The organism is Methylomagnum ishizawai (genome assembly GCF_900155475.1).
Classification (GTDB): Bacteria; Pseudomonadota; Gammaproteobacteria; order Methylococcales; family Methylococcaceae; genus Methylomagnum; species Methylomagnum ishizawai_A.
Window position 1 is genome coordinate 623,461 of record NZ_FXAM01000001.1, and the last position, 22,970, is coordinate 646,430.

At 63.0% G+C, this 22,970-nt stretch carries 23 protein-coding genes; 7 read left to right on the forward strand and 16 right to left on the reverse strand.

Translation table 11 applies throughout. From position 1 onward, the window contains the following. Window positions 1-15: 15 nt before the first annotated feature. The 4 genes from ftsL to B9N93_RS02720 form a co-directional block, all read right to left on the reverse strand. Window positions 16-273, reverse strand: coding sequence for a cell division protein FtsL (gene ftsL / locus B9N93_RS02705; RefSeq protein WP_085210656.1), 258 nt, complete (start codon window positions 271-273; stop codon window positions 16-18). Next, window positions 270-1,205 (reverse strand): 16S rRNA (cytosine(1402)-N(4))-methyltransferase RsmH, encoded by a 936-nt coding sequence (rsmH, locus tag B9N93_RS02710; protein ID WP_085216145.1) that lies wholly within the window; start codon window positions 1,203-1,205, stop codon window positions 270-272. The genes ftsL and rsmH overlap by 4 nt, the downstream gene beginning before the upstream one ends. A 5-nt stretch (window positions 1,206-1,210) precedes the next feature. Then, a complete protein-coding gene (mraZ, locus tag B9N93_RS02715) occupies window positions 1,211-1,669 on the reverse strand; it encodes a division/cell wall cluster transcriptional repressor MraZ (RefSeq protein WP_085210657.1) in 459 nt (152 codons plus the stop codon). A gap of 500 nt (window positions 1,670-2,169) precedes the next feature. After that, window positions 2,170-2,427, reverse strand: coding sequence for a YgaP family membrane protein (locus B9N93_RS02720; RefSeq protein ID WP_085210659.1), 258 nt, complete (start codon window positions 2,425-2,427; stop codon window positions 2,170-2,172). A gap of 79 nt (window positions 2,428-2,506) precedes the next feature. On the opposite strand from B9N93_RS02720, the gene uvrD reads away from it, so the two are divergent. Continuing rightward, window positions 2,507-4,681, forward strand: a complete 2,175-nt coding sequence (uvrD, locus tag B9N93_RS02725; protein ID WP_085210660.1) for a DNA helicase II — start codon at window positions 2,507-2,509, stop codon at window positions 4,679-4,681. A 6-nt stretch (window positions 4,682-4,687) separates the two neighbouring features. Here the strand turns inward: uvrD and B9N93_RS02730 are convergent, their stop codons facing one another. Further along, window positions 4,688-5,959: a PepSY-associated TM helix domain-containing protein gene (locus B9N93_RS02730; RefSeq protein ID WP_085210662.1), complete on the reverse strand. Its 1,272-nt coding sequence runs from the start codon at window positions 5,957-5,959 to the stop codon at window positions 4,688-4,690. A 426-nt stretch (window positions 5,960-6,385) separates the two neighbouring features. On the opposite strand from B9N93_RS02730, the gene B9N93_RS02735 reads away from it, so the two are divergent. The 3 genes from B9N93_RS02735 to hxlB all read left to right on the forward strand — a co-directional run bounded on the left by B9N93_RS02735 (window position 6,386) and on the right by hxlB (window position 8,627). After that, window positions 6,386-6,976 carry a hypothetical protein gene (locus B9N93_RS02735; protein ID WP_085210663.1) on the forward strand — a complete coding sequence of 197 codons (591 nt, stop codon included), beginning with the start codon at window positions 6,386-6,388 and terminating at the stop codon, window positions 6,974-6,976. A gap of 466 nt (window positions 6,977-7,442) precedes the next feature. Next, window positions 7,443-8,084, forward strand: coding sequence for a 3-hexulose-6-phosphate synthase (gene hxlA / locus B9N93_RS02740; protein ID WP_085210665.1), 642 nt, complete (start codon window positions 7,443-7,445; stop codon window positions 8,082-8,084). A 9-nt stretch (window positions 8,085-8,093) separates the two neighbouring features. Further along, the gene (gene hxlB, locus B9N93_RS02745) at window positions 8,094-8,627 is read left to right on the forward strand and encodes a 6-phospho-3-hexuloisomerase (RefSeq protein ID WP_085210667.1); all 534 of its coding nucleotides are present in this window, start codon (window positions 8,094-8,096) and stop codon (window positions 8,625-8,627) included. 115 nt (window positions 8,628-8,742) lie between these two features. On the opposite strand, the gene B9N93_RS02750 is transcribed toward hxlB, so the two are convergent. The 3 genes from B9N93_RS02750 to B9N93_RS02760 all read right to left on the reverse strand — a co-directional run bounded on the left by B9N93_RS02750 (window position 8,743) and on the right by B9N93_RS02760 (window position 10,929). After that, window positions 8,743-9,522, reverse strand: a complete 780-nt coding sequence (locus B9N93_RS02750; RefSeq protein ID WP_085210668.1) for an endonuclease/exonuclease/phosphatase family protein — start codon at window positions 9,520-9,522, stop codon at window positions 8,743-8,745. Between the two features lie 92 nt (window positions 9,523-9,614). Next, entirely contained in the window at window positions 9,615-10,307 is a 693-nt protein-coding gene (locus B9N93_RS02755; RefSeq protein WP_085210670.1) for a thiol:disulfide interchange protein DsbA/DsbL, read from the reverse strand. Between the two features lie 43 nt (window positions 10,308-10,350). Next, window positions 10,351-10,929, reverse strand: coding sequence for a c-type cytochrome (locus B9N93_RS02760; RefSeq protein ID WP_254899321.1), 579 nt, complete (start codon window positions 10,927-10,929; stop codon window positions 10,351-10,353). Window positions 10,930-11,136: 207 nt separating this feature from the next. On the opposite strand from B9N93_RS02760, the gene yihA reads away from it, so the two are divergent. Both yihA and B9N93_RS02770 read left to right on the forward strand, forming a co-directional pair. Further along, the gene (gene yihA, locus B9N93_RS02765) at window positions 11,137-11,766 is read left to right on the forward strand and encodes a ribosome biogenesis GTP-binding protein YihA/YsxC (protein WP_085210673.1); all 630 of its coding nucleotides are present in this window, start codon (window positions 11,137-11,139) and stop codon (window positions 11,764-11,766) included. Window positions 11,767-12,106: 340 nt separating this feature from the next. Further along, on the forward strand, window positions 12,107-12,526 hold the full coding sequence (locus B9N93_RS02770) for a hypothetical protein (RefSeq protein WP_085210675.1): 420 nt from the start codon (window positions 12,107-12,109) through the stop codon (window positions 12,524-12,526). 3 nt (window positions 12,527-12,529) lie between these two features. Here the strand turns inward: B9N93_RS02770 and panC are convergent, their stop codons facing one another. The 5 genes from panC to B9N93_RS02795 form a co-directional block, all read right to left on the reverse strand. Continuing rightward, window positions 12,530-13,378 carry a pantoate--beta-alanine ligase gene (gene panC / locus B9N93_RS02775; RefSeq protein ID WP_085210676.1) on the reverse strand — a complete coding sequence of 283 codons (849 nt, stop codon included), beginning with the start codon at window positions 13,376-13,378 and terminating at the stop codon, window positions 12,530-12,532. A gap of 33 nt (window positions 13,379-13,411) precedes the next feature. Then, window positions 13,412-14,914 carry an AAA family ATPase gene (locus B9N93_RS02780; protein WP_085210678.1) on the reverse strand — a complete coding sequence of 501 codons (1,503 nt, stop codon included), beginning with the start codon at window positions 14,912-14,914 and terminating at the stop codon, window positions 13,412-13,414. 458 nt (window positions 14,915-15,372) lie between these two features. Beyond that, window positions 15,373-16,449, reverse strand: a complete 1,077-nt coding sequence (locus tag B9N93_RS02785; protein ID WP_085210680.1) for a DUF4124 domain-containing protein — start codon at window positions 16,447-16,449, stop codon at window positions 15,373-15,375. Then, complete coding sequence (pyrE, locus tag B9N93_RS02790) at window positions 16,446-17,087, reverse strand: orotate phosphoribosyltransferase (RefSeq protein WP_085210682.1); 642 nt, start codon at window positions 17,085-17,087, stop codon at window positions 16,446-16,448. The genes B9N93_RS02785 and pyrE overlap by 4 nt, the downstream gene beginning before the upstream one ends. A 148-nt stretch (window positions 17,088-17,235) precedes the next feature. After that, a complete protein-coding gene (locus tag B9N93_RS02795) occupies window positions 17,236-18,240 on the reverse strand; it encodes an AAA family ATPase (RefSeq protein WP_085210684.1) in 1,005 nt (334 codons plus the stop codon). Window positions 18,241-18,337: 97 nt separating this feature from the next. Here B9N93_RS02795 and B9N93_RS02800 point away from each other — a divergent pair, with 97 nt between their 5' ends. Then, the gene (locus tag B9N93_RS02800; RefSeq protein ID WP_176225102.1) at window positions 18,338-19,111 is read left to right on the forward strand and encodes a hypothetical protein; all 774 of its coding nucleotides are present in this window, start codon (window positions 18,338-18,340) and stop codon (window positions 19,109-19,111) included. A gap of 9 nt (window positions 19,112-19,120) precedes the next feature. On the opposite strand, the gene purD is transcribed toward B9N93_RS02800, so the two are convergent. The 3 genes from purD to pgi form a co-directional block, all read right to left on the reverse strand. Further along, complete coding sequence (gene purD, locus B9N93_RS02805) at window positions 19,121-20,401, reverse strand: phosphoribosylamine--glycine ligase (protein ID WP_085210686.1); 1,281 nt, start codon at window positions 20,399-20,401, stop codon at window positions 19,121-19,123. 128 nt (window positions 20,402-20,529) lie between these two features. Continuing rightward, window positions 20,530-21,255 carry a 6-phosphogluconolactonase gene (pgl, locus tag B9N93_RS02810; RefSeq protein ID WP_085210688.1) on the reverse strand — a complete coding sequence of 242 codons (726 nt, stop codon included), beginning with the start codon at window positions 21,253-21,255 and terminating at the stop codon, window positions 20,530-20,532. Next, window positions 21,255-22,895, reverse strand: a complete 1,641-nt coding sequence (gene pgi, locus B9N93_RS02815) for a glucose-6-phosphate isomerase (RefSeq protein ID WP_085210690.1) — start codon at window positions 22,893-22,895, stop codon at window positions 21,255-21,257. The genes pgl and pgi overlap by 1 nt, the downstream gene beginning before the upstream one ends. Between the last annotated feature and the right edge of the window lie 75 nt (window positions 22,896-22,970).

Below are 22,970 nucleotides of genomic sequence, written 5' to 3' on the forward strand. Positions count from 1 at the left end.
GTCGGCGCGACTCGTCTAAGGGTTGATGTAAAGGGTCGATTCACGGGCGGGCAGCACCATGCCCAGGCGGGCGCGGGCCATTTTCTCGATGCGGCTGTGCTCGGCGAAGGTGTTTTGTTCCAACTGCAATTGGCCCCATTCCTCGTCGTAGGCGTCGAGGGCTTGCTCCAGCCGCTGGACCTCGGCGAACAACATGCGCGAGCGGTATTTCGTGTACACCACGCCCAGGGCGGAGGCCACGGCGACGGCGACCAGTACCAGCAGGGTTCTCATGCGGAAAGCCGCTCGGCGATCCGTAGTACCGCGCTGCGCGCCCTGGGATTTTCGGCGGTTTCCTCGGCGCTGGGTAGGATGGCTTTGCCGATCCGGGCCAGCCGCGGGGCGCGTTCGTCCGGCGCGGGCCAAGGCATCGGCGTGGAGCCGCCATTTCGCGATTCGTCGCGCATGAAGCGCTTCACGATCCGGTCTTCCAAGGAATGAAATGAAATCACCGCCATGCGCCCCCCCGGTCGCAAGATTTCCAAGGCTTGCCGCAAACCCGCTTCGAGTTCTTCGAGTTCATGGTTGATATGAATCCTGATGGCTTGGAAGCTCCGGGTCGCCGGGTGTTTGCCCTTTTCACGGGTCGGCGCGGCGGCGGCGATCAGGCCGGCCAGTTCCGCCGTGGTCGAGAGCGGCTGATTGGAACGCCGCGCCACGATGGCCTGGGCGATACGCCGGGCATAGCGTTCTTCGCCGTAATCCCGCAACACCCGTATCAGTTCGTTCTCGGAGACATCGGCCAGCCATTCGGCGGCGGTGATGCCCCGGCCCGTGTCCATCCGCATATCGAGCGGGCCATCACGCATGAAGCTGAAGCCCCGCCCGGCCTCGTCGAGTTGGGGCGAGGACACCCCTAGGTCCATGAGGACACCCGCCACTTGTCCAAGACGGCCCCGCTCCGCGATGAATGCCGCGAGTTGGGCGAAACTGCCATGGACCAATTCCAAGCGCGGATCGGCCCGCAAGGCCAGGGCTTCGGACGAAGCCAGCGCGTCCGGGTCTTTGTCCAACGCGAGCAGGCGGTCTTGGTCGCCGAGCCGCGCCAGGAGCGCCGTCGTATGGCCGCCACGCCCGAAGGTGCCGTCGACGAAGTAGCCGCCGCGCTCCGGGGCCAGCCCCGCCACGGCTTCCCGCAACATCACCGGCCTGTGCGGCGCATCCATGGCGCTCACAAGGACAAGGTGCCGAGTTCGGGCGGCAAATCCGCGTTGTCGCCGAGCCGTTCCGTCTCGATCCATTCGTCGCGGCTGCGGTTCCAGGTGTCCTCGTCCCATAGCTCGAATTTGTTGCCCTGGCCGATCAGGGCGACGCGCTTTTCGAGCAGGGCGAACCTACGCAAAGGTTCCGGGATCAAGCACCGCCCTTGGCTATCCAGTTGGCACTCGGCGGCGTGGCCGATCAGTAAGCGTTGCAATCGTTTGGCCTGTTGGTTCAAGGCGGGGAGTTGGACGAGCTTGCGTTCGATGTCTTCGAATTCCGGGAGGGGGTAGAGCAACAGGCACTTATCCAGGCCGACTGTGATGACTAATTGGTTGTCGCAGCATTCGTCCAATTCGGCCCGGTAACGGGTGGGGACGGCCAAGCGCCCCTTGTCGTCCAGGTGGATGGAACTGACGCCACGAAACAAAAAACCCCCTTATCGCCATCCAGCCCCATTTTTCTTCACTTTTCGCCACTCGCACGGGAATATAGAAACCTACCGCAGGCAAGTCAAGACGATGTATGGAATATATTTTCAATGACCGTGTTGTTACGATGGTGTTGGCTGTTTGAGGATGGGGTGGTGATTGAAATTATTTTGGATTCAATGGCTTGCGGATAGGGCGCGGGATTGCGCCAGGGGTCTGGGCGGCGTGTGACGGGGTTGGATCGAACGGTGAACGTTACGTCGGCCTATCGGGGGCGGAGTGGGTTGGCGGTGTCGGACGGGGTTAGGGTTTTAGAATGGGCCACCCATTCCCGGTCGGTTTGTCGCGGGGCCGGCCGGGGGTTTGGGCGGGGTGTGGATGCGATAGATTCCGGCGGGGTGGGCGGGAAAGGTTTCCCAGGTTGGAGGCGGGTTCGGCACCCGGTCGGGGAACGGATGCCGTGGCGGGTGTCCCGTGTGGCTGGGAACGGCGGGTGGCCTCAGTGGTGTCCGCCGCAGCAACCGGCGGCGGGCATTTCTTCGCCCGGCTGCACGGTGCTTTTGCTCATCCCGGAATAGACCGGGCACCAGCGCAGCTTGGCGGTGGCGACCAGGACACCGCCGACGACCAAAAGCGGGATGTTCGCCATGAACACCGATGCCAGCAAAGCGCCGATGCCCACGCCGTAGCGGATTTTCTGTTCTTGCAGGCCGATATTCAGTTCGCGCTGCGTCATGCGTTTGAAATCGAAGTTCATCGCCGGGCTCCTAGATTGAAACACTAGATTTTGCTTGCTCGGGCCGGATGGCGCAAGCCGATTCCGGTAAAATGCTGCGATGAACATTCCAGCGATCATCGATTCCCTGAATCCGGCCCAGCGCGAGGCCGTGACTTCCCCTTGTCCGGCCTTGTTGGTCCTGGCCGGGGCCGGCAGTGGCAAGACCCGCGTGCTGGTGCATCGCATCGCTTGGCTGATGCAAGTGGAGGAAGTTTCCCCCCATGGCGTGCTGGCGGTCACTTTCACCAACAAGGCTGCCAACGAAATGCGTGGCCGCATCGAAGCGATGCTGTCCGCCCCGACCACCGGCATGTGGGTGGGCACGTTCCACGGCTTGGCCCATCGCCTGCTCAGACGGCACGCGCGGGAAGCCAAACTGCCGGAGACCTTCCAGGTTCTCGATTCCGACGACCAATACCGGTTGATCCGCCGCTTGCTCAAGAGCCTGGATTTGGACGAGGCCCGCTGGCCGCCGCGCCAAGTCCAGTGGACCCTCAACGGCCACAAGGAGGAAGGCCGCCGCGCCCGCCACCTGCCCGTGTCCCCGGACCCGTTCGAGCGGCAGATGCTGAGGGTCTATCTGGCCTACGAGGAAGTCTGCGAACGCTCGGGGCTGGTGGATTTCGCCGAGTTATTGCTACGCGCCCATGAGTTCCTGCGCGATACGCCCACGGCGCTGGCGCATTATCAGGAGCGTTTCCAGCACGTCCTGGTCGATGAGTTCCAGGATACCAACCAGATCCAATACGCCTGGCTCAGGCTGCTGACCGAGCGCCACGAAAATCTGTTCGCGGTCGGCGACGACGATCAATCGATTTATAGCTGGCGCGGGGCCAAGGTCGAGAATCTCGCCCGGTTCCAGCAGGATTATCCCCAACACCGTTTGGTGCGGCTGGAGCAGAACTACCGTTCCACCGGCCATATCCTCAAGGCCGCCAATGCCTTGATCGCCCATAACCAAAGCCGTTTGGGCAAAACCCTGTGGACCCAGGGCACCGAGGGCGAGCCGATTGCGGTCTATGCCGCTTTCAACGAGCAGGATGAAGCCTATTTCGTGGTGGAACGCATCCGGCAATGGGCGGCGGAAGGCCATGCCCGCCGCGATGCGGCGATCCTGTATCGTTCCAACGCACAGTCCCGCCAATTCGAGGAAAAGCTAGTGGCCTTGGGCGTGCCCTACCGGGTCTATGGCGGCTTGCGCTTCTTCGAGCGGGCCGAGATCAAGGACGCCTTGGCCTATCTCCGCTTGGTCGCCAACCGCGACGACGATGCTTCCTTCGAGCGGGTGGTGAATACGCCGACCCGCGGCATCGGCACCAAGACCCTGGACTTGATCCGCGATCTGGCCCGCGACCAGCGCCTGCCGCTGTGGCGGGCGGCGGAGCGGTTGTGCGGCGACGCGGCGGCCTTGCCCGCCCGCGCCCGTGCGCTCCTGGCCGGGTTCCTGCAACTGATCGAAAAACTGGCCTACGACACCGCCGAACTGGCGCTGTGGGAGCGGGTACAGCGGGTCGTCCTGGGTTCCGGCCTCAGGGAACATTATGAAAAGGAAAAAGGCGGGCAGGGCGAGGCCCGCTTGGAAAACCTCGACGAATTCATCAACGCCGCCCGCCAGTTCGAGACGGAACCGCACCTGGATTCGGAATTGCCCAAGCTGGACCAATTCCTCGCCCACGCGGCCTTGGAAGCCGGCGATAACCGGGGCGACGCGGACGACGATTGCGTGCAACTCATGACCTTGCATGCCGCCAAGGGCTTGGAGTTCGATCTGGTATTCGTGGTGGGTTTGGAGGAGGGTTTGTTCCCCAGCGTGCAGTCCATCGAGGATGTCGCCCGCTTGGAGGAAGAGCGCCGCCTGTGCTATGTGGGCATCACCCGCGCCAAGCGCAAGTTGTTCCTGACCCACGCCGAAACCCGGCGCCTCTATGGCAAGGAGACCTATCCCCGGCAATCCCGGTTCTTGCGGGAGATTCCCCAGGAATATCGCCATGACGTGAGGATGAAGGGCAAGACCGCCGCGCCCAAAGCCGCCGCGCCCGCCCTGGGCACCCGTCCGGCGGGTCCAAGCGTCGGCGGGTTCAGGGTGGGACAGCGGGTGCGCCATGCCAGTTTCGGCGTGGGCGTCATCCTCAAGTTCAAAGGCGATGGCGACAAGACCAGCGTCGAGGTGAATTTCGCCACGGTGGGCATTAAGGAACTGATGCTGTTGTCCGCCCGTTTGCAGCCGGTTTGAGGGCGGTCAGGCGCATTTCCGCAGCAGGGCTTTGATGGCCGACACCACCCAGGCCGCGCCTTGCCCGCCGTGCTTGAGCAGCCATGCAGCCAGGGGACGCGCCCTGGCCGCGAGATGCCGGATATCTGCCCATAGCGGCCCGAAATCCACCGGCATATCGCGTACCCGGCCCCGCCGGATCAACCAGCCCAATACGCCGCTGGCGAACAGCAAGGCGGGGGCCAGGCCGGCGAGGAACCATAGGAACCGGCCTCCCGTGCCCCAGGTTTCCCCGGTATGCAGCGGCCACAGCCAAGTCATCGCGGTTTCCCCCGCGCCGAACCGGGCGGGATTGCGGACCTCGCGGATTTGGCCGCTGTACTGGTCCACCCAGACCGTGGTGAGCGGATGGCGCTGGTTCACTTCCCAGGGCTGCCGCAGCGAGATGCGGTAGGTGCCGGTTTTCCCCTCGGGCGTCGCCACCCGCCGCACCTCCGCGTGCGGGAACGGGCCACGCGCCAATAGCACCGCCTCGTCCAACCCGACCGGCCTATCGTTGGGCATGGCCGTGCTGCGGATGGCGGGGCCGTCGTCGTCGTGGCCCATGCCGGAGGTTCCCAATAGCGATTCCGGTACCCGCGGGAAGGCTAGGCCGAATCCCGTGCAAGCCTGGGCCAGCAAGGGCAGGGCGATGGCGAGCCCGAATAGCCGGTGCCCGTCCCGGATCAGCCGTCCCAGGCGCTTCCCGCCGCCCGGCGTGAATATCCGCTTGATTCCGACCGGCTCCGATAACCCCAGCCACAGGCCGGAAACCACCGTCAGCACCAGCGCCAGTCCCAGTCCACCCACCCAGTTCCAGCCCGTGCGGCCCAGGCCGAGTTGCGTATGCCAGTCCGAGAGGCGGGTGGCCGCCGTCTCGCCCCAGAAACGGCTGGCGACGATTTCCGCCGTATAAGGATTCACCGACACCATCAACGGCGCGTAGAACCGGCCTTGGGTTTCCTCGGGATTTTCATACCAGGCGGTTAACATGCCGTCCGGGGTGCGGGGGAGTTCCAGCGTCCAGCTTCCGGGCCTCCGGGGGTGCGCGGCCCGTACCGCCGCCAGGATAGGGTCTAGCGCAAGCGGCGGGGCTTTGGGGCGCTCGATGGAGAGCCGGGGGTCCAGCCATAAATCCAAGGCCGGACCATAAAGGGCGAGAGCGCCGCTCAACCCGATCAGCGCGAAGAACAGCCCCAAGGGGAGCGCCAGCCAGCGATGGATTTTCGGACAGGGGCGGTGCGGGGGTTTAGCGTTCATGGCGGGGAGTGGGACGGCGGGAGGGATAGCTTATCGTATCCCCGCCAGGTCCGGTCCAACCAGGGGGATAACAGGCGGTCGGGGACGGCGTTGGAAAAGGTCGCGACCGATGGGCAAGATCGTCCGATACCAGCGGAGTTTGCCGATATTCAAAGGGAAGCGGGCCTGCGGCCGGGCTTCAAACTCATGGTATCTATAAGGCCAACCATCCGTTTATAATGCCTCGATAGCAGGCCGGGTGTAAGAGGGTTCTCCATGAAAGGTGGAGTTGCATCCGCTGGGAATGCCAATGTGTCGCGACAGGAAACTCTCTATTCCATTTGGCGGCATGCCCCCTTATACTACAGGCACTAGCGGCCATCCAGCCCTGATTCGCTTGGGGCTGCACCCACTTCTCAGGACATTAGATAGGGGAAAGACGTGAAAATGAGCAATACGACGACGGGTTTATTGGCGGCGGCGCTGCTGCTGTCCAGTCCCTTGGCTTCGGCGGAGTCCAAATATCCAGCGGCGGATTTCGAGCCGCAGGTCATCACCCGCGATGCCGATCTGATCTCCAAGCACGACCAAGCCGCCAAGGAGCGCGAAGCCGCCGAACAAGCGAAGCAGGCGAAGCGCAGCCAAGTCGTCGCGTCGTCGGCGGTGTCCAAGTCGTCGGAAGCCGAAGCCGATTCCACCCCAGCCAGTGCCGCCGAACCTGTGGTGACCACCGAAGGTGGTTCCTCGATGGATAACTTTCCCGTTGCCTTGGTCGTTTTCGCCTTGGCGGGCTTGGTATTTTGGAGCACCAAACGGCCCAAGGGCCAGGAAGTTCGTTATAGTGCCGCTCCTGTCGCGTCCACAGGTACCGTGGGCGGAGAAACCGGGGTTGCCAAATACCTGAAGGAACTCGAAGCTTCCGCCCGCAAAGCGGCCGGCACCGGGGTTGCCCGCTATCTCAAGAATCTCGAAGCCAACGCCGCTCCCAAAGCCCCCGAAACCGGCGTAGCCAAATATATCAAAAGCAATAAGCTCTAAGTCATAAGACGCGGTACCGAGAAATACCCGGATATCAGGGCTGTTGACAGGTTCCGGCGGTTTCGACTTGAATCGAAATTGTTGATGCGATAACCAGTATCGCGCTTAATCAAAGTTATATCGGAGTACATATTATGGCGGAGCTAAGCGGAGTAGCTAAGTATATTAAAAACCTGGAGTCGTCTGAAAAGAAAGTCGTCGAGACCGGGGTGGCCAAGTATATTAGGGACCTGGAGGCTTCCGCGAAAAAGTCGGCCGAGACGGGAGTTGCTAGGTATATCAAGAATCTTAATAAGGCTGGGTGAAAATTGCTTGCGAGCTTAGGCATCGAAGCGATGTGCCAACAGCTTGATTAAGGCGATGGCCTACGCGCTACACAGTTAGGAGTTGACATTCGTCTGAAATAGGGCGATGCATTTCTAAGCATAAAACCTGTAACCAACCATAACCAATCGGAGCATACACCATGGCAAGACCGTTAATTCAATTGGCACTCGATTCTTTGGATGTTGCCCAGACCCTGAAGCTCGCCAGCCTCGCGGCTCCTTATGTTGACATTTTCGAAATCGGCACCCCGTGCATCAAGCATAACGGCGTGAGCTTGGTCAAGGAATTGCGCAAGCTTTATCCCAACAAGCTGATCCTGGTCGACCTCAAGACCATGGATGCCGGTGAATACGAAGCCACCCCGTTCTATGCGGCGGGCGCTGACATTTGCACCGTGCTGGGTGTTTCCGGTTTGGCGACCATCGCCGGCGTGATCAAGGCTGCCAATGCCCATGGCGCCGAAGTGCAGGTCGATCTGATCAATGTTCCCGACAAGGCCGCGTGCGCCAGGGAATCCGCCAAGCTGGGTGCCCAAATCATCGGTGTCCACACCGGTCTCGACGCCCAGGCCGCCGGTCAGACCCCGTTCGCCGACCTGCAAGCCGTGGCCAAGCTGGGCCTGCCGATGCGTATTTCCGTGGCCGGCGGCATCAAGCAGTCCACCGTGCAGCAAGTCGCCCAGGCCGGCGCGAACATCGTGGTCGTCGGTGCCGCCATCTACGGTGCGCCGTCCCCCGCCGATGCCGCCCGTGAAATTTGCGAACTGGCCAGCGCCGCCTAAGGAACCCATATGCATCAGCAGCTCATCATAGACAAGATTACCAGCATCCTTTCGGCTACCGATGCTAGCTATGAAGAAAAATTAACCGGCATACTCGATAAGGCATCGCGCATATTCATCGCGGGTGCCGGTCGGTCGGCCTTGGTTGCAAGATTCTTTGCAATGAGGTTGATGCATGGCGGTTATGACGTCTATGTCGTCGGTGAGATCGTGACGCCGAGCATCCGTGCGGGGGATTTGTTGATCGTCATCTCCGGTTCCGGGGAAACCGAGACCATGATCGCCTACACGAAGCGGGCCAAGCAATTGGGTGCCGAGATCGTGCTGATTTCGGCCAAGAGCAGCTCGACCATCGCCGACATGGCGGGTTCGGTGCTGCAAATCGGCAGCCCCGAGCAATACGGCAAGGTTGTCGGTATGCCGATGGGCACTGTGTTCGAGCTATCCACGCTGATGCTCCTGGAAGCCACCATTTCGCATATCATCCACGAAAAGGGGATTCCGGAAGAAGAAATGCGGACCCGGCACGCCAATTTGGAATAATCCCCCGCGGGGTGGTTCCAGAAAGTCGCCAGGGCAGGATTCATATCCTGCCCTTTTTTTATGCCTTGGGGATTGCGCGGGCCGGGCGCATACGGGTTGACCCTCCCGATGCGCTTCAGCCGCCGATCGGTAAATGCCTCGGCAGGGCGATTTCCATCGCGACTGGCAAATGGTCCGAGCAGGTGAAATTCAGCGCCCGGACCTTTTCCACCTTCAATTCGGGCGTGACCAGGATGTGGTCCAGCATCCGGTGCGGACGCCAACTCGGGAAGGTGCTGATCTGGCAGGCGGGATCGCACAGCCGGGTGGTCTGGAACAGGAGGTTCAATTCCGGGGAATCGGGTTCGCAATTGAAATCCCCCATTAGCACCACATAGGGCAGGTCGTGGATCAACTCGCCGACGAAGGCCAGTTGCCGAAGCCGGGTCCGTTGCGCCAGGGACAGATGCAGCACGCCAACATACAAGGCATCCTCGCCCGATTGGCCGAACCGTGCCAACAACGCGCCCCGCCCCGGCAAGCCCGGCAGTTTGTAATCGTGGACGGTATCCGGCTTCAGGCGGCTCAGCAGGCCGTTGCTATGCAGGGCGATATTGCCGAAACGGCGGTTGACCTGGTTATGCCAATAAGGGAAGCCCGCGTGTTCGGCCAGATATTCGGCTTGCACGATGTTGTGGCTGCGGGCGCCGCCGCCGTCCACTTCCTGTAGGCCCACCAGGTCGAAGGGTTTGAGGAGTTGGGCGATGCGGTTGAGGTTGGGCAGGCGTTTCCGCGAGGGCAGGATGTGTCGCCAGCCCCCGGTGAGGTAGTCGCGGTAGCTCGAAGTGCTAATGCCGGTCTGGATGTTGAAACTCGCCAGTTTCAGGCGGCGCGGGCGGTCGGGCACGGATGTCATGGGCTGGGGTCTGCGTGGGTTGCGCGTTCCCCGGACGCGGATCCGCCGCCTGGGAGCGGCGGTCCTGTGGGGTCCATACCCTGGGCGGTGGCCTAATGGGCCGCTTTCAGGGCCGGTGCTTCGGGAATCGGCGGGGCGCCATGGGCTTCCGCCACCGGGGGCTTGGCCTCGGTTTCCTTCTTGATGAGCGCGTTGGTGATTTCGATCATGCGGGCGAAGCTTTTGGCCTTGGCGGGACCGACCAGATATTTGCCGTTCACTACGATGCTGGGCGTGCCGGTGACGCCGTAGCGGGCGGCCATGCCCTCGGCCTGGCGCAGTTTGGAATCCACCGCGAAGGACTTGAAGGCCGCTTTGAAGTCGTCCTCCTTCACGCCGTGGGCGGCGAAGAACTTGCCCAGGTCCTTCTCCGATTCCAGGGTCTGGTGCTTGTTCTGGATGGCGTCGAAGAAATCGCTATGGACCTTCTCCACCACGCCCAAGGCCTCGGCGGTGAAGAACGCCTTGGCGTGGTTGCGCCAATGTTCGTTGAACACTGCCGGTTGGCGGATGAACACCACGTTCTGCGGTTTGCTCCTGATCCAGTTGTTCAGGTCGGGCTCGAAGTGGTAGCAATGCGGACAGCCATACCAGAAGAATTCCATCACCTCGACCTTGCTGGGATCGGAAGTGGGTTGGGCCGGGTTGATTGTGTCGTAGTCGGTGCCGGCTTTGAACTCCTCGGCGAAAACCGGCGCGGATAGCAACAGCCAGCCCGCCATGAACCCGAACAGCAGTTTCATCATGATACCTCGTCAAAAATACAGGGAGTGTTATGGGAAGCGTGGATTATTGGAGGCTGGAAATGTAGTCCGCCACCGCCTTGATTTCCGCCTCGTTCATCCGGGCCGCCAGGGCGCGCATCATGCCGTTCATATCGTTGCCGCGTTCCCCGGCCTTGAAATCCCGGAGGGTCTTTTCGACATAGGCGGCGTACTGCCCGTTGAGCTGGGGGAACACCGCGCCCGGATTGCCGTTGCCGCCGAAGCCGTGGCAGCCGGTGCAGGCCGGGACGCCGGTCTTGAGGTTGCCGGTGCGGTAGATGGTTTCGCCGAGGGCGTTGGCTTCCGTCTTCTCGATGGTGATCTTCTGCTGGCTGTAATAGGCCGCGAGATCGTCGATATCCTGGCCGGTGAGGGGTTCGGCCAAGGCGCCCATGGTGGGGTCGCCGCGCTTCTGGGATTTGAAATCGTGGAGTTGCTTGGCGATGTAGGCGGCGTGCTGGCCCGCGATCTTGGGGAAAATCGGGGCGCTGCTATTGCCGTCCTCGCCATGGCAGCCGGCGCAGACCATGGCTTTTTCCTTGCCGGCGGCGGGATTGCCTTGGGCATGGGCGAGGGCGACGCCGCCCGCCAGTAACAGACCCATCCAAAACCTTAGTTTTCCCATTCCCGATACCTCGCTGATAGCCGGATGTTATTGATATGAATGTAAACGGGCCGTCCGGGGCGGTGGCTTGGGGCATGGTCCCGGTGGCGGCGTGGCGCTGAAAAACCCAATGGGCGTGGTCCGCTTCAAACCCGCAATCAAATACGGGTAAACTACAAAAGTCAATTATTTCCCCAACGGCCTATCGTGAAATCCATTTATCATTCCGCCAGTTTCCTGGCGAGCGCCTCGAAGCTGAGCAACGCCCCTCCCGACCAAGGCTTGGAGGTCGCGTTCGCGGGCCGGTCCAACGCCGGGAAGTCCAGCGCCATCAACCTGATCACCCAACAGAAATCCCTCGCCAGGGTCAGCAAGACGCCGGGCCGGACCCAACTGCTCAATTTCTTCCAACTCGACGCGGACCGGCGCCTGGTCGATCTGCCGGGCTACGGCTACGCCGAGGTGCCCGAGGCCATGCGCAAAACATGGGGGGCGATGATAGAGAACTATCTGAGCCAGCGCCAAGCCCTGCGCGGGGTTTTTTTGGTGATGGACATCCGCCGTCCCTTGACCGATTTCGATTGGCGCATGATCGAATGGTGCGCCCATTACCGCCTATCCCTGCATATCGCCCTGACCAAGGCCGACAAGCTCAGTCGGGGCGCGGCCCTCGATACCCTGCACAAGGTCAGGCGGGAGTTGGCCGGATGGCAAGGCCCGGACATCGGCCTGCAATTGTTCTCCGCCCTCAAGCGGGTCGGTGTGGAGGAGGCCCATGCCGTGTTGGACCGCTGGTTCGAATGCGGGCCGGGCGCGGTGCCGGACGGCGGGCTTTGAGGGATCGCCGGGCAAAAAAAACTCCGAAGCAAAAAAGGGGAAAATGCTTCGGAGTCTTGGAGTTCCCGGTTGGGGGGAACCGGGATTGAGAAAACTACCCAAAGAGAGGAGGTGAGTAGTTCGCGTCGTGCCTGAATGGCCCTATGACCCCCTTCCGCCGGAGAAAGTTCCAACCGGCCCCGGCCCTCGTGATACCCAGGAATTCCACCGGTCCCTACCCGGAACTTATCCCCGTCCCGCTGTCTCGAATGAGCGCGGCGCGTTCCCCCCGGAACCGCCGGGCACCGGCCCATCCCGCCTGCCGGAATCCCCTTGAAACCCATCGTCTAGGCCCGCCCACATGAATATCCAAAAACTCGTCAGTTTCAACTTTCACTTCGCCGTCTGGTTATCGATCCTGGGCGGTATCGCCGTGATCAACCATCCCGATTTCATCGTGCCCGACGACGACGGCATGTATGGCCCCTTGCTTAATAACTTCCTGGTCGTCATCGGCTATCTGGTATTCAGCCAATTGGGGCTGTGGTATTTCCGCTATTTGAAGGGCAGCCGCATCGAGGCTTTGATTATGGCCTATACCTTTTTCGCCACGGCGGTGGGGGCCAAGTTCTATGGGATGGTCAACAACCTGCCGGTGTCGGATGCCTTCGTGATGGCCATGGCCTATCTGGCCGTCTCGCATGGATTTTATTATGCCGCCGGTCTCATGGAGGCCGAGACGCGGGCGGCCCAGGCCAAGCATCCCGGCCCGGATGTTTGAGGCTTATAGCTCCACCTGGAGATTATCGATCAAGCGCGCCTTCCCCAGCCGTGCGGCGGTCAGGACGACCCACCGGGTTTCCCCCGGCCCAGGCCGGGCCAGATCGTCCTGGCGGCGGATGGCGAAATAATCGGGCACGAAGCCCTGGTGCCGCAGGGCTTCCGCCCGCTCCCGCTCGATCCTGGCGTAATCGCGCGCGCCGCCGCGCAGTTCCGCCGCCGCCGCGCATAACTGGGCATAGATCGAAGCCGCCCGCGCCTTTTCCTCCGCCGATAGATAGCCATTGCGCGAACTCAGCGCCAAGCCATTTTCCTCCCGTACCGTGGGCACGCCCTGGATGCGTACCGGCACATCCAAATCCGCCACCATGCGGCGGATCACCGTCAATTGCTGGTAATCCTTCGCGCCGAACAGCGCCACATCGGGCCGCACCTGGTTCAACAGCTTGAGAACCACGGTGGCGACGCCCCGGAAATGGCCGGGCCTGAACTGGCCGCATAAATCGTCGGACAAACCCGGCACATCCACGTAGGTCATCCGGGCCGGGTCGGCGGGGTAGATTTCGGCCACGGGCGGCAGGAATAAGAGATCGGTGCCGACGGCGACGAGTTGGGCGCTGTCGGCTTCCGGCGTGCGGGGATAGGCCGCGAAATCCTCGCCGGGGCCGAACTGGCTGGGATTGACGAAGATGCTGACGACCACCCGGTCGGCCAGTTGCTTGGCTTCCTCGACCAGATGGATATGGCCGGCGTGCAGGTTGCCCATGGTGGGCACGAAGGCCACGGAAAGGCTTTGTTCGCGCCAGAGGCGGACGCTGTGGCGCAATTCGGGGATGGCGTGGGCGGTTTTCATCTTGGATGGCTCGGTTTCGGCGAGGGTGCGGGCTTAGGTCGCGAATTCGGACGGCGAGGCCTTCAAGGCCCGGTCCCGCGCCCAGTTGCGGATATGGTCCACCTGCTCCTTCATGGTTTTCGACAAGGGGACGATATTGCCGGTGGCGTACATCAGGTCGTCCTCGTTGAGTTCGCGCTCCTCCAACCGCGCCGTGGTGAGGGCCGACACCACGCATTGCTCGACCTCGGCCCCGGTCCAGCCCTTGGTGAAGCGCTTGAGCCGTTCCAGGTTGAAGCCGCTGGCGTCGATGCCGCGGCGTTCCAGATGGATGCGGAAAATATCGACCCGCTCGTCGTCCAGCGGCAAATCCACGAAGAACACCTCGTCGAAGCGGCCCTTGCGGATCATCTCGGCAGGCAGCAGGTCGATGCGATTGGCGGTGGCGGCGACGAACAGCCCCTTGGTCTTTTCCTGCATCCAGGTCAGGAAGAAGGCGAAGATGCGGCCTTGTTCGCCCGCCGATTCGGTGGAGGTGATGCCCATCTCGATCTCGTCGAACCAGACCACGGCGGGCGAAATCCCTTCCAGCATCCGGCAGGCGCGGGCGAAGGCGCTTTCCGGGGAACCATGGCGGCCCGAGAAGATTTCGCCCATGTCGATGCGGTACAGCGGCAGCTCGAAGCAATTGGCGATAGCCTTGACCGAGAGGCTTTTGCCGCAACCGGAAATCCCCATCACCAAAATACCCTTGGGCACGATATCCGCGCCCAGTTTGTCGCGCTGCTGGAACAGGCGGCGACGTTCGATCAGCCATTGCTTCATGATCTCCAAGCCGCCGATATGGCCGATGTTGTCGCCCTCGGCGATGAACTGGATCATGCCACTGCGGTTCACCAACTGGCGTTTTTCCTGGTAGAGCGCGGGCAGGGCATCGCGGCCCAGGTGCTTGCCGCCCGCGAGGGCGCGGCGCAGGGCGTGGCGGGCTTCGTCCAGGGTCAAGCCTTGCAGGGCGCGGAGGATGAGGGTTTGGGTGGCCTCGTCCTCGTCGAGGGTATAACCGGCGGCCTGGAGGAGGGCGGTTTCGCTGTGTAGGAAGGTTTCCAGTTCCGGTAAGTCCGGCACGCCCAGTTCGAGGTAGGCGAAATCGCGGTCGAGTTCCGGCGGCAGGAATTGCACGGGCGAGGTGATGAACACGAACTTGCCCTGGTCGAAGCAGCCCGCGTACAAATCGCGCAGGCGGCGGCGGATGTCGGCGGAATCGCGCATCGGCTCGTGGAAATCCTTGAGGTGAAACAGGGCCGGACCAGGGTGTTCCGCGATGAAATCCAAGGCGGCGCGGGCGCTGGCGGCTTCGGCGCGGCTGCCGTCGGCTTGTTTCATGCCTTCGGTGAGGCTCCAACTCCACAGTGGCACGGGCGCGGCGAAGAAACTGTTGGCGGCTGCGGCCAGGAGGTTGGAGATGCGCTGTTCCTCGGAGGTTTTGACGTAGGCCAGTGGACGGCCCGAATCAACGATGTCGCGCAGGGCTTGGAGCGATTTGCTGAGGGTGGTCATGGGGTTGGGAATCCGTTGGGGTTGGAGGGTTGGCGGGGGATTCTTGTGGGCGGCGGGGGGGCTGTCAAGGTGGGTGGTGGGCTATGCGGCTACGGGGAAGGTTTCCGCGAGGGTTGCCCCGACGATTTTGGAAAATCACGCAGCCGTTGGAAAGACCTCTGCGGTGATTGTGTAGGTCGGGCAACGGTTGGGAAAGCTTCCCACGACGGTCGTCAGGTATTGTGTAGCATTAAATTGACTAGTAGTCTGTCAAACTTTCCAATAAAAAGACCGAATTGACCATTTTGTGGTCAATTTGGGCGCTTCTACATGAATTTTCGATCATTCGAATTCGATGAGTCGCCAAATATTCGTGTACAAGCGAAGCGCTTCGCGCTTGGAAGTCCGACAGACTCCTAGCACTATTGGTTAATAATGTCTCGTGCCCACCGCGACGGAGCCCGGAAAGGATAGCGGTTTCAACGGGGAACGGATGCGGAACCGCCACCCGCCAGCCCCGCCTCGATATACGGCTTGAAACCCAACCGGACCTCCCGCACCCTGGCCCCGGCGCACAGCGCCTCCCCCACCGAGGAAGGCCGACAACGCACATCGAGGAACAGGATATCCTCGGTCCTGCCGGCGATGCGGGTGACGGTCAGGCCGAATTGGTCGTCGTTCGCGGGCGGGGCGGTTTGCAGGATGCGCTCGGTTTCCAGCGAGAGGGCGTCCATCCCGCCGGACTTCAACACATATTGCTTGGCGAGCCCCCAGGCCCGGTTGCACATCGGCCCGATGGCGCAGGGGATGGCGCTGATCACGATCTCCTGGTTGTCCTGTTTGGAAGTGCCGCCGAAATCGAACAGCCCCGCCCCGAGCGCCTCGGCGGAAGAGTCCTTCTGCTGGGCGGCGATGGCGCGGTAGCGGGCGATGTCCTTGGCGAAGCGCTCGGTGATCTCGCGCTTGTCGGCTTCGAGGCGGCGGATGTGTTCGCCGAACTCGGCCAATTGGCGGCGGGTGGCGGCGATGTTGTCGCGCAAGGTCTGGGGCACGGGCTGCCCTTGCCGCTCCAGGTCGGCGGCGCGTTGCTCGTGGCCGCGGAGCAGGTCTTGCTGGCGTTGGCGGTTGGTCTCGTTGATCTTGACCAGACCGTCGAGAGTATCAAGCTTACTCTGCAAGGCCCGGTACATTTCCTGTTCGCTGCGGTAGGTCCTGAGCAAGGACAGGTCGCGGTCGCGCTGCTCGGCCAGGATTTTATCCTGCTGGGTCCGCAACTGCCGGAGTTGCTGCTCGCGGCGCAATTGCTCCGGGGTCTTGGCGGCCTCGACCACACCCACCTCGCGGCCCTGGGCGTCGAGCTTGGTGCGGCGCTGCTTGACCTCTTCGGGCGGTACCTGGTCGGAATAGTGGACATCGCCCTGTTCGTCCACCCAGCGGTAGGTCGGCGTAGACGAGGTAGACGGGGTAGGCTTGCTACCGGGTGGCGCGCCCATCCCGGCCATGGGCACCGCCCAGGCCAACCATAAGACCCACACCCAATGGCGAGAACGGCTCATAACGAACCGAATTCGGCGCGGTAACGGCGTATGGCTTCGAGTTCGACCGCCTGCCCGGCCTGGGCCAGATAGTCCACGATATCGCCCAGTCCGATGATGGCGTGGACCGGGATGCCATATTGCTCGACGACCTCCTGCACCGCCGACAGTTCGCCCCGGCCCTTCTCCTGGCGGTCCAGCGAGATCAGGACGCCGGAAGGCGTGGCCCCGGCGGCGCGGATGATGTCCACCGATTCCCGCACCGACGTCCCCGCCGTGATCACATCGTCCAGGATCAACACCGAACCCCGCAACGGCGCGCCGACCAAGGCGCCGCCCTCGCCATGGTCCTTGGCTTCCTTGCGGTTGAAAGCGAAGGGCACTTCCGCGCCGGTGGCCCCGGCCAAGGCGATGGCGGTGGCACAGGCCAAAGGGATGCCCTTATAGGCCGGGCCGTACAGCACGTCGGCCTGGATGCCCCGGTCCAGCAGGGTTTCGGCGTAGAACCGGCCCAGTTGGGCCAGCCGCGCCCCGCTGTCGAACAGGCCGGTATTGAAGAAATAAGGGCTGCGCCGCCCCGATTTGAGGGTGAAGTCGCCGAAGCGCAACACCCCGCACTGGATCGCGTATTGGATGAATGCTTCCTGGTATGCCTGCATGAGAACCTCTGGAATCAACTTCGCCCTTGGACTGCCGTCCGCTTGTCCCTGGGCCACTACAATATCCTTGGATTATATCGCCGCCATCAACGGAAAAACGCCGCCGACCCCGCATCCGTGACGGAACCAGCCCCAGCCGCCTTGCGGTTCAAGGCACGGCGACATGGCGCAGCAGTTCCCCGATCAAACGGTCGGCGGTGACGCCCTCCGCCTCGGCCTCATAGGCCATGATCAGGCGGTGGCGCAACACATCGGGCGCGATGCCTTGGATATCCTCGGGCGTCACGAAATCCCGGCCATCGAGCCAAGCGCGGGCGCGGGCGCACCGATCCAGGGCGATGGTGGCGCGGGGGCTGGCCCCGTATTGCAGCCAACGGGCGAAATCCGCGCCGTAGGCACCGGGTTCGCGGGTCGCGAGGACCAATTGCAGCAGATAGTGTTCCAAAGGCTCGGCCATATAAACCCCGAGGACTTCCTCGCGGGCCTGGAACAACACCGCCTGGCCGACCGGCTCGAACGCCGGGGACCGGACCGCGCCGGTGCGCTTGGCCTCGCCGCGCACCAGCCTCAGGATTTCGCGCTCGTGCTGGGCTTCCGGGTAGCCGATGCGGACGTAGAGCATGAAACGGTCGAGCTGGGCCTCGGGCAAAGGATAGGTACCTTCCTGCTCGATAGGGTTCTGGGTCGCCATCACCAGGAACAACTCCGGCAGCTGATACGTCACCCGGCCCACGGTGATCTGGCGTTCGGCCATGGCCTCCAGCAGGGCCGATTGCACCTTGGCGGGCGAGCGGTTGATCTCGTCGGCCAGCACTAGGTTATGGAACAGCGGTCCCTGCTGGAAATGGAAGCTGCCGTCCTGGGGCCGGTAGATTTCGGTGCCGGTGAGGTCGGCGGGCAATAAGTCGGGTGTGAACTGCACCCGGTGGAAATCGCCCTCGATGCCCCGGCTCAACACATTGATGGCGCGGGTCTTGGCCAGCCCCGGCGCACCCTCGACCAGGATATGGCCATCGGCCAGGAGGGCGACCAGCATCCGCTCGATCAACCGGTCCTGGCCGACGACCTGGGTGGCGACGAATTGGCGTAGGCGTTGCAAAGCTTGCTGGGCGGGGGTCGGGGCTGGAAAGGCGGGATCGTTTCCTATGCTCATGCTGGACCAGGGATTGGGGAACGGATGGAATGGACGGAATTATAAGCCGAATCGGGGTTATGCTTATGCTCCTCCCCTGCACGATCCAGAGCAACCCATGAACGCGCACCGCCCGCCCCGGACCGGCCAGACCCCGGCCCGCCTCGCCATCGTCCTGCTCCTGACCGGGATGCTCGCCTGCTCGACCTATCACCAGAAGATTCCGCCCGTGCCTCTGCCCGGCTTCAGCCCCAACAGCGTCGAGGTCGAGGGTGCCCAGATGGCGGCGCGGGCCTATCCCGAACCCAAGGAGGCGGAACAGGCGTTCGGCTTCGATATCCGGGGCGCGGGACTGCTGCCGGTGCGGCTGGTGATCGACAACCGGGGCCGCGATGTCATCAAGATCAATCCGCAGCAGACCTTCCTCATCGACCGGCAGGGCATGGCCTGGCCTTTGCTGACCGCCGAACAGGCGCAAAGCCGGGTGGTGGCGGCGGTGGGCACGGGGGAAGCCTTGAAGGGTGGAGCCCTCTCGGTCCTGTGGGGCGGGGCCACGGCGGCGCTCAGCGGTTTCGCCATCGGCTTGATCCTCCAAAACGGCTACGGGCCGATGCTCAACACCACCGGGGTGGGCGCGGGTGCGGGGGCGTTCCTGGGCGGCGGCGATGGCCAGGCCCTGCAAAACCGCATCCGCCAAGACTTGAACGGCAAATCCCTACGCAACCAGCGTCTACAACCGGGAGAATTGGCCCAGGGCTATTTGTTCTTCCCCGGCCAGGACGAAGCCCGCAGCGCCAATCTCCTGCGCCTGGGCTTGGAGATGGACGGTTATCCCTACGTGGTGAACCTGCCCCTGAATCCGCCGCCGACCACGGCGGCCAAAGCCAAGTAGAATCCGCGCCTATCCCCTGGCGATGGCGCGGTGGCCAATATCCTTGCGGTAATAGACCCCGTCCCAATGGATGCCGTCCAAACCCTCGTAAGCCTTGCGCTGGGCCTCCGCCACCGTGCCGCCCAGGGCGCACACGCATAGCACCCGCCCGCCCGCCGTCACCACCTGCCCACTCTGCAACCGGGTACCGGCGTGGAACACCTTGGTTTCGGTCCCGCCCGCCGGTGGCAACCCTTGGACGACCTCGCCCTTGGCATAATCGCCGGGATAACCGTCCGCCGCCAGCACCACGCCCAAGGCCGGGCGCGGGTCCCACACGCATTCGACCTTGTCCAAACACCCATCGAGCGCCGCGAGGCACAGGCTGGGCAAATCGCTCTTGAGGCGCAGCATGATGGGCTGGGTTTCGGGGTCGCCAAAGCGGCAATTGAATTCCAGCACCTTGGGCGCACCATCCGGGCCGATCATCAATCCGGCGTAGAGGAAGCCGGTATAGGGCAGGCCATCGGTGGCCATGCCGAGCAAGGTCGGCATGATCACCTCGTCCATCACCCGGCGGTGGATGGCCGGCGTCACCACCGGCGCGGGCGAATACGCCCCCATGCCGCCGGTATTGGGACCGAGGTCGCCATCGTCGCGGGCCTTGTGGTCTTGGGACGAAGCCATCGGCAGGGCGTGGATGCCATCGGCGATCACGATGAAGCTGGCTTCTTCCCCCGGCAGGAATTCCTCGATCACCACCCGCCGCCCGGCCGCGCCGAAGGCATCGCCCGCCAGCATATCGCGCACCGCCGCCTCGGCCTCGGCCTCGGTCTGGGCCACGACCACGCCTTTGCCCGCCGCGAGGCCGTCGGCCTTGACCACGATGGGCGCGCCCTGCTGGCGGAGATAGGCCAGGGCCGGTTCGACCTCGGTGAAGGTGGCGTAGGCGGCGGTGGGAATCCGGTGGCGGGCCAGGAAATCCTTGCAGAAAGCCTTGGAACCTTCGAGTTGGGCGGCGGCGCGGGTCGGGCCGAAGCATTTGAGCCCTTGGGCCTGGAACGCATCGACGATGCCCAACACCAAGGGCACTTCCGGCCCGACGATGGCCAGATCGATGCCCTTGGCCTTGGCGAAATTCACAAGCCCCGGAATGTCGTCGGCGGCGATGGGCACGTTTTCCAGACCGGGCTCCAGCGCCGTGCCGGCGTTGCCGGGGGCGACATAGACTTTTTCGGCCCGCGGGGAGGCGGCGGCTTTCCAAGCCAGGGCGTGTTCGCGGCCACCGCCGCCGACGATGAGGATTTTCATGGGGTTACTCGAAGCAATGATCGATGGGGTTGAACGGCGTAGGCTGGATGCGGCGCGGCGGAATCCGGGACATTGGGCGCTCCGCCCAACCCCCCGGATTCCGCGCACGCTCCATCCAGGCTACGGGATTAGATCAAGGCGCTCCCGGCCTCTGGGTCCACCAGCCAAGCCGTGCCCGCGGCCTTGATCCGCGCGGCGGGCAGGGAATCCGCCGTCGGGGCGGGATCGGCGAACACCGCCCGCAAGGTTTCGGCCTTGTCCGCGCCCGTGACCAGGAACAGGATGCGCTCGGCTTGGTTGATGGCGTCCAGGGTCAAGGTCAGGCGGGTGGGCGGCGGCTTGGGGGAACCATGGACGGCGGCGACACTGCCGGGATAATCCGGGAAACCCGGAAACAGCGAGGCCGTGTGCCCATCCGGTCCCATCCCGAGCAGGATCAGGTCGAAGCGGGGCAAAGGCGCGGCGAAGAACTCCGCCAGGGTTGCCGCGTATTCGGCGGCGGCTTGTTCCGGGGCCAAGCCCACGGTGGGCATGGGGAAGAGATTGGCGGGCGGGAGCGGGACGTGGTCGAACAAGGTTTCCCGCGCCAGCAGCATGGTGCTGTCGGGATCGTCGTGCGGCACGAAACGCTCGTCGGCGAAGAACATGAACACCTTCGACCACTCCACCGCGTAGAGATAAGGCGGCTGGGCCAGCAGCCGGTACAGTCGCTTGGGCGTGCTGCCCCCGGACAAGGCCACGGCGCAGCGGCCCCGCTCGGCGATGGACTTCTGGGCGGCGTCCAGGAACCTGACGGCGGCTTCCCGCGCCAGGTCGTCGGCATCGCCCGCGATGAACAATTCACGTTCCGACATCAGCGCAACCTCTTGTAATGTTCCAACAGCCCGGTGGTGGAGCTATCGTGGATGATGGCTTCCTGTTCCCCGGCCAGTTCGGCCAGGATGGTCTTGGCCAGTTGTTTGCCCAATTCCACGCCCATCTGGTCGAAGGAATTGATATTCCAAATCGCGCCCTGCACGAAAATCTTATGTTCGTACAAGGCGATCAAGGAACCCAGGGTCTCCGGCGTCAGCTTCTTATAAAGGAAGGAGTTGGAAGGCCGGTTGCCGGTGAAGGTCTTGGCGGCGGCCAGTTCCTCCAAACGTTCGCCGGTCACGCCCTCGGCCATCAACTCGGCCTTGGCCTCCTCGTAGGTCTTGCCGCGCATCAGGGCTTCGGGCTGGGCCAGGAAGTTGGAAATCAGGATTTCATGGTGCCGGCCCAGGCCGTGATGGCTTTTCGCCGCCGCCAGGAAATCGCAGGGAATCAACTCGCTGCCCTGGTGCATCAATTGATAAAAAGCGTGCTGGCCGTTGGTGCCGGGCTGGCCGAAGATGATGGGGCCGGTGGTGTAGTCCACCCGGCGGCCTTCGAGGTCCACGGTCTTGCCGTTGCTCTCCATATCGCCCTGCTGGAGATAACTGGGCAGGAATTCCAAATGCTGGTCGTAGGGCAGGATGGCGTAGGAATCGGTATGGAAAAAGTTGTCGTACCAAATCCCGATCAAGCCCATCAGCACCGGGATATTGCGCTCGAACGGCTCGTTGCGGAAATGCTCGTCCACCCGGAACGCCCCGGTCAGCATGGCCTCGAACCGGGTCATCCCAATCGCCAGCGCGATGGACAGGCCCACCGCCGACCACAAGGAATAACGCCCGCCCACCCAATCCCAGAACTCGAACATGTTCTTGGTATCGATGCCGAACTCGGCGACCTTCTTGGCGTTGGTGGAAATAGCGATGAAATGCCGGGCCACGGCGGCGGGGTCCTTGGCATGGCTCAGCAGCCAATCCCGCGCCGATTGGGCGTTGGTCATGGTCTCCTGGGTGGTGAAGGTCTTGGAGACGATGGAAAACAAGGTGGTTTCGGGGTCCAGCCCTTGCAAGACCTGCATCAGGTCGGCCTCGTCCACATTGGACACGAAATGGACCCGGAGCGCGGGTGTGGTATAGGGCGTCAGCGCCTGCACCACCATCCGGGGGCCGAGATCGGAACCGCCGATGCCGATATTGACCACATCGGTCATGGGCTTGCCGGTGCAGCCGCGCCATTGGCAGGAGCGCACCTGCTCCACGAAAGCCCGCATCTTGGCCAGCACCCGGTTGACCTCGGGCATCACATCCTCGCCGTCGAGCAGGATGGGCCGGTTGGCGCGGTTGCGCAGGGCCACATGCAGCACGGCGCGGCTCTCGGTGACATTGATCCTATCGCCGCGGAACATGGCGGCGATCTTGTCGGCCAGTTGGGTCTGGCGGGCGAGATCGAGCAACAACCCCAGGGTTTCCCCGGTAATGCGGTTTTTGGAGTAATCGAACAGGAAATCGCCGAAACACAGCGAGAATTTCTCGAAACGCTGGGGGTCCTGGGCGAACAAATCGCGCATATGGACATCGGCGACGTCCCGCTGGTGCTGGACCAGCGCTTGCCAAGCAGGGAGTTGGTTGGGTCGAGTCATCTAGGGTGTCCCGCGGGTGGTTTTTCAAGGATGCTACTACAGGGCGCTTGGGGAATAAACCGGGGGCAAAACGGA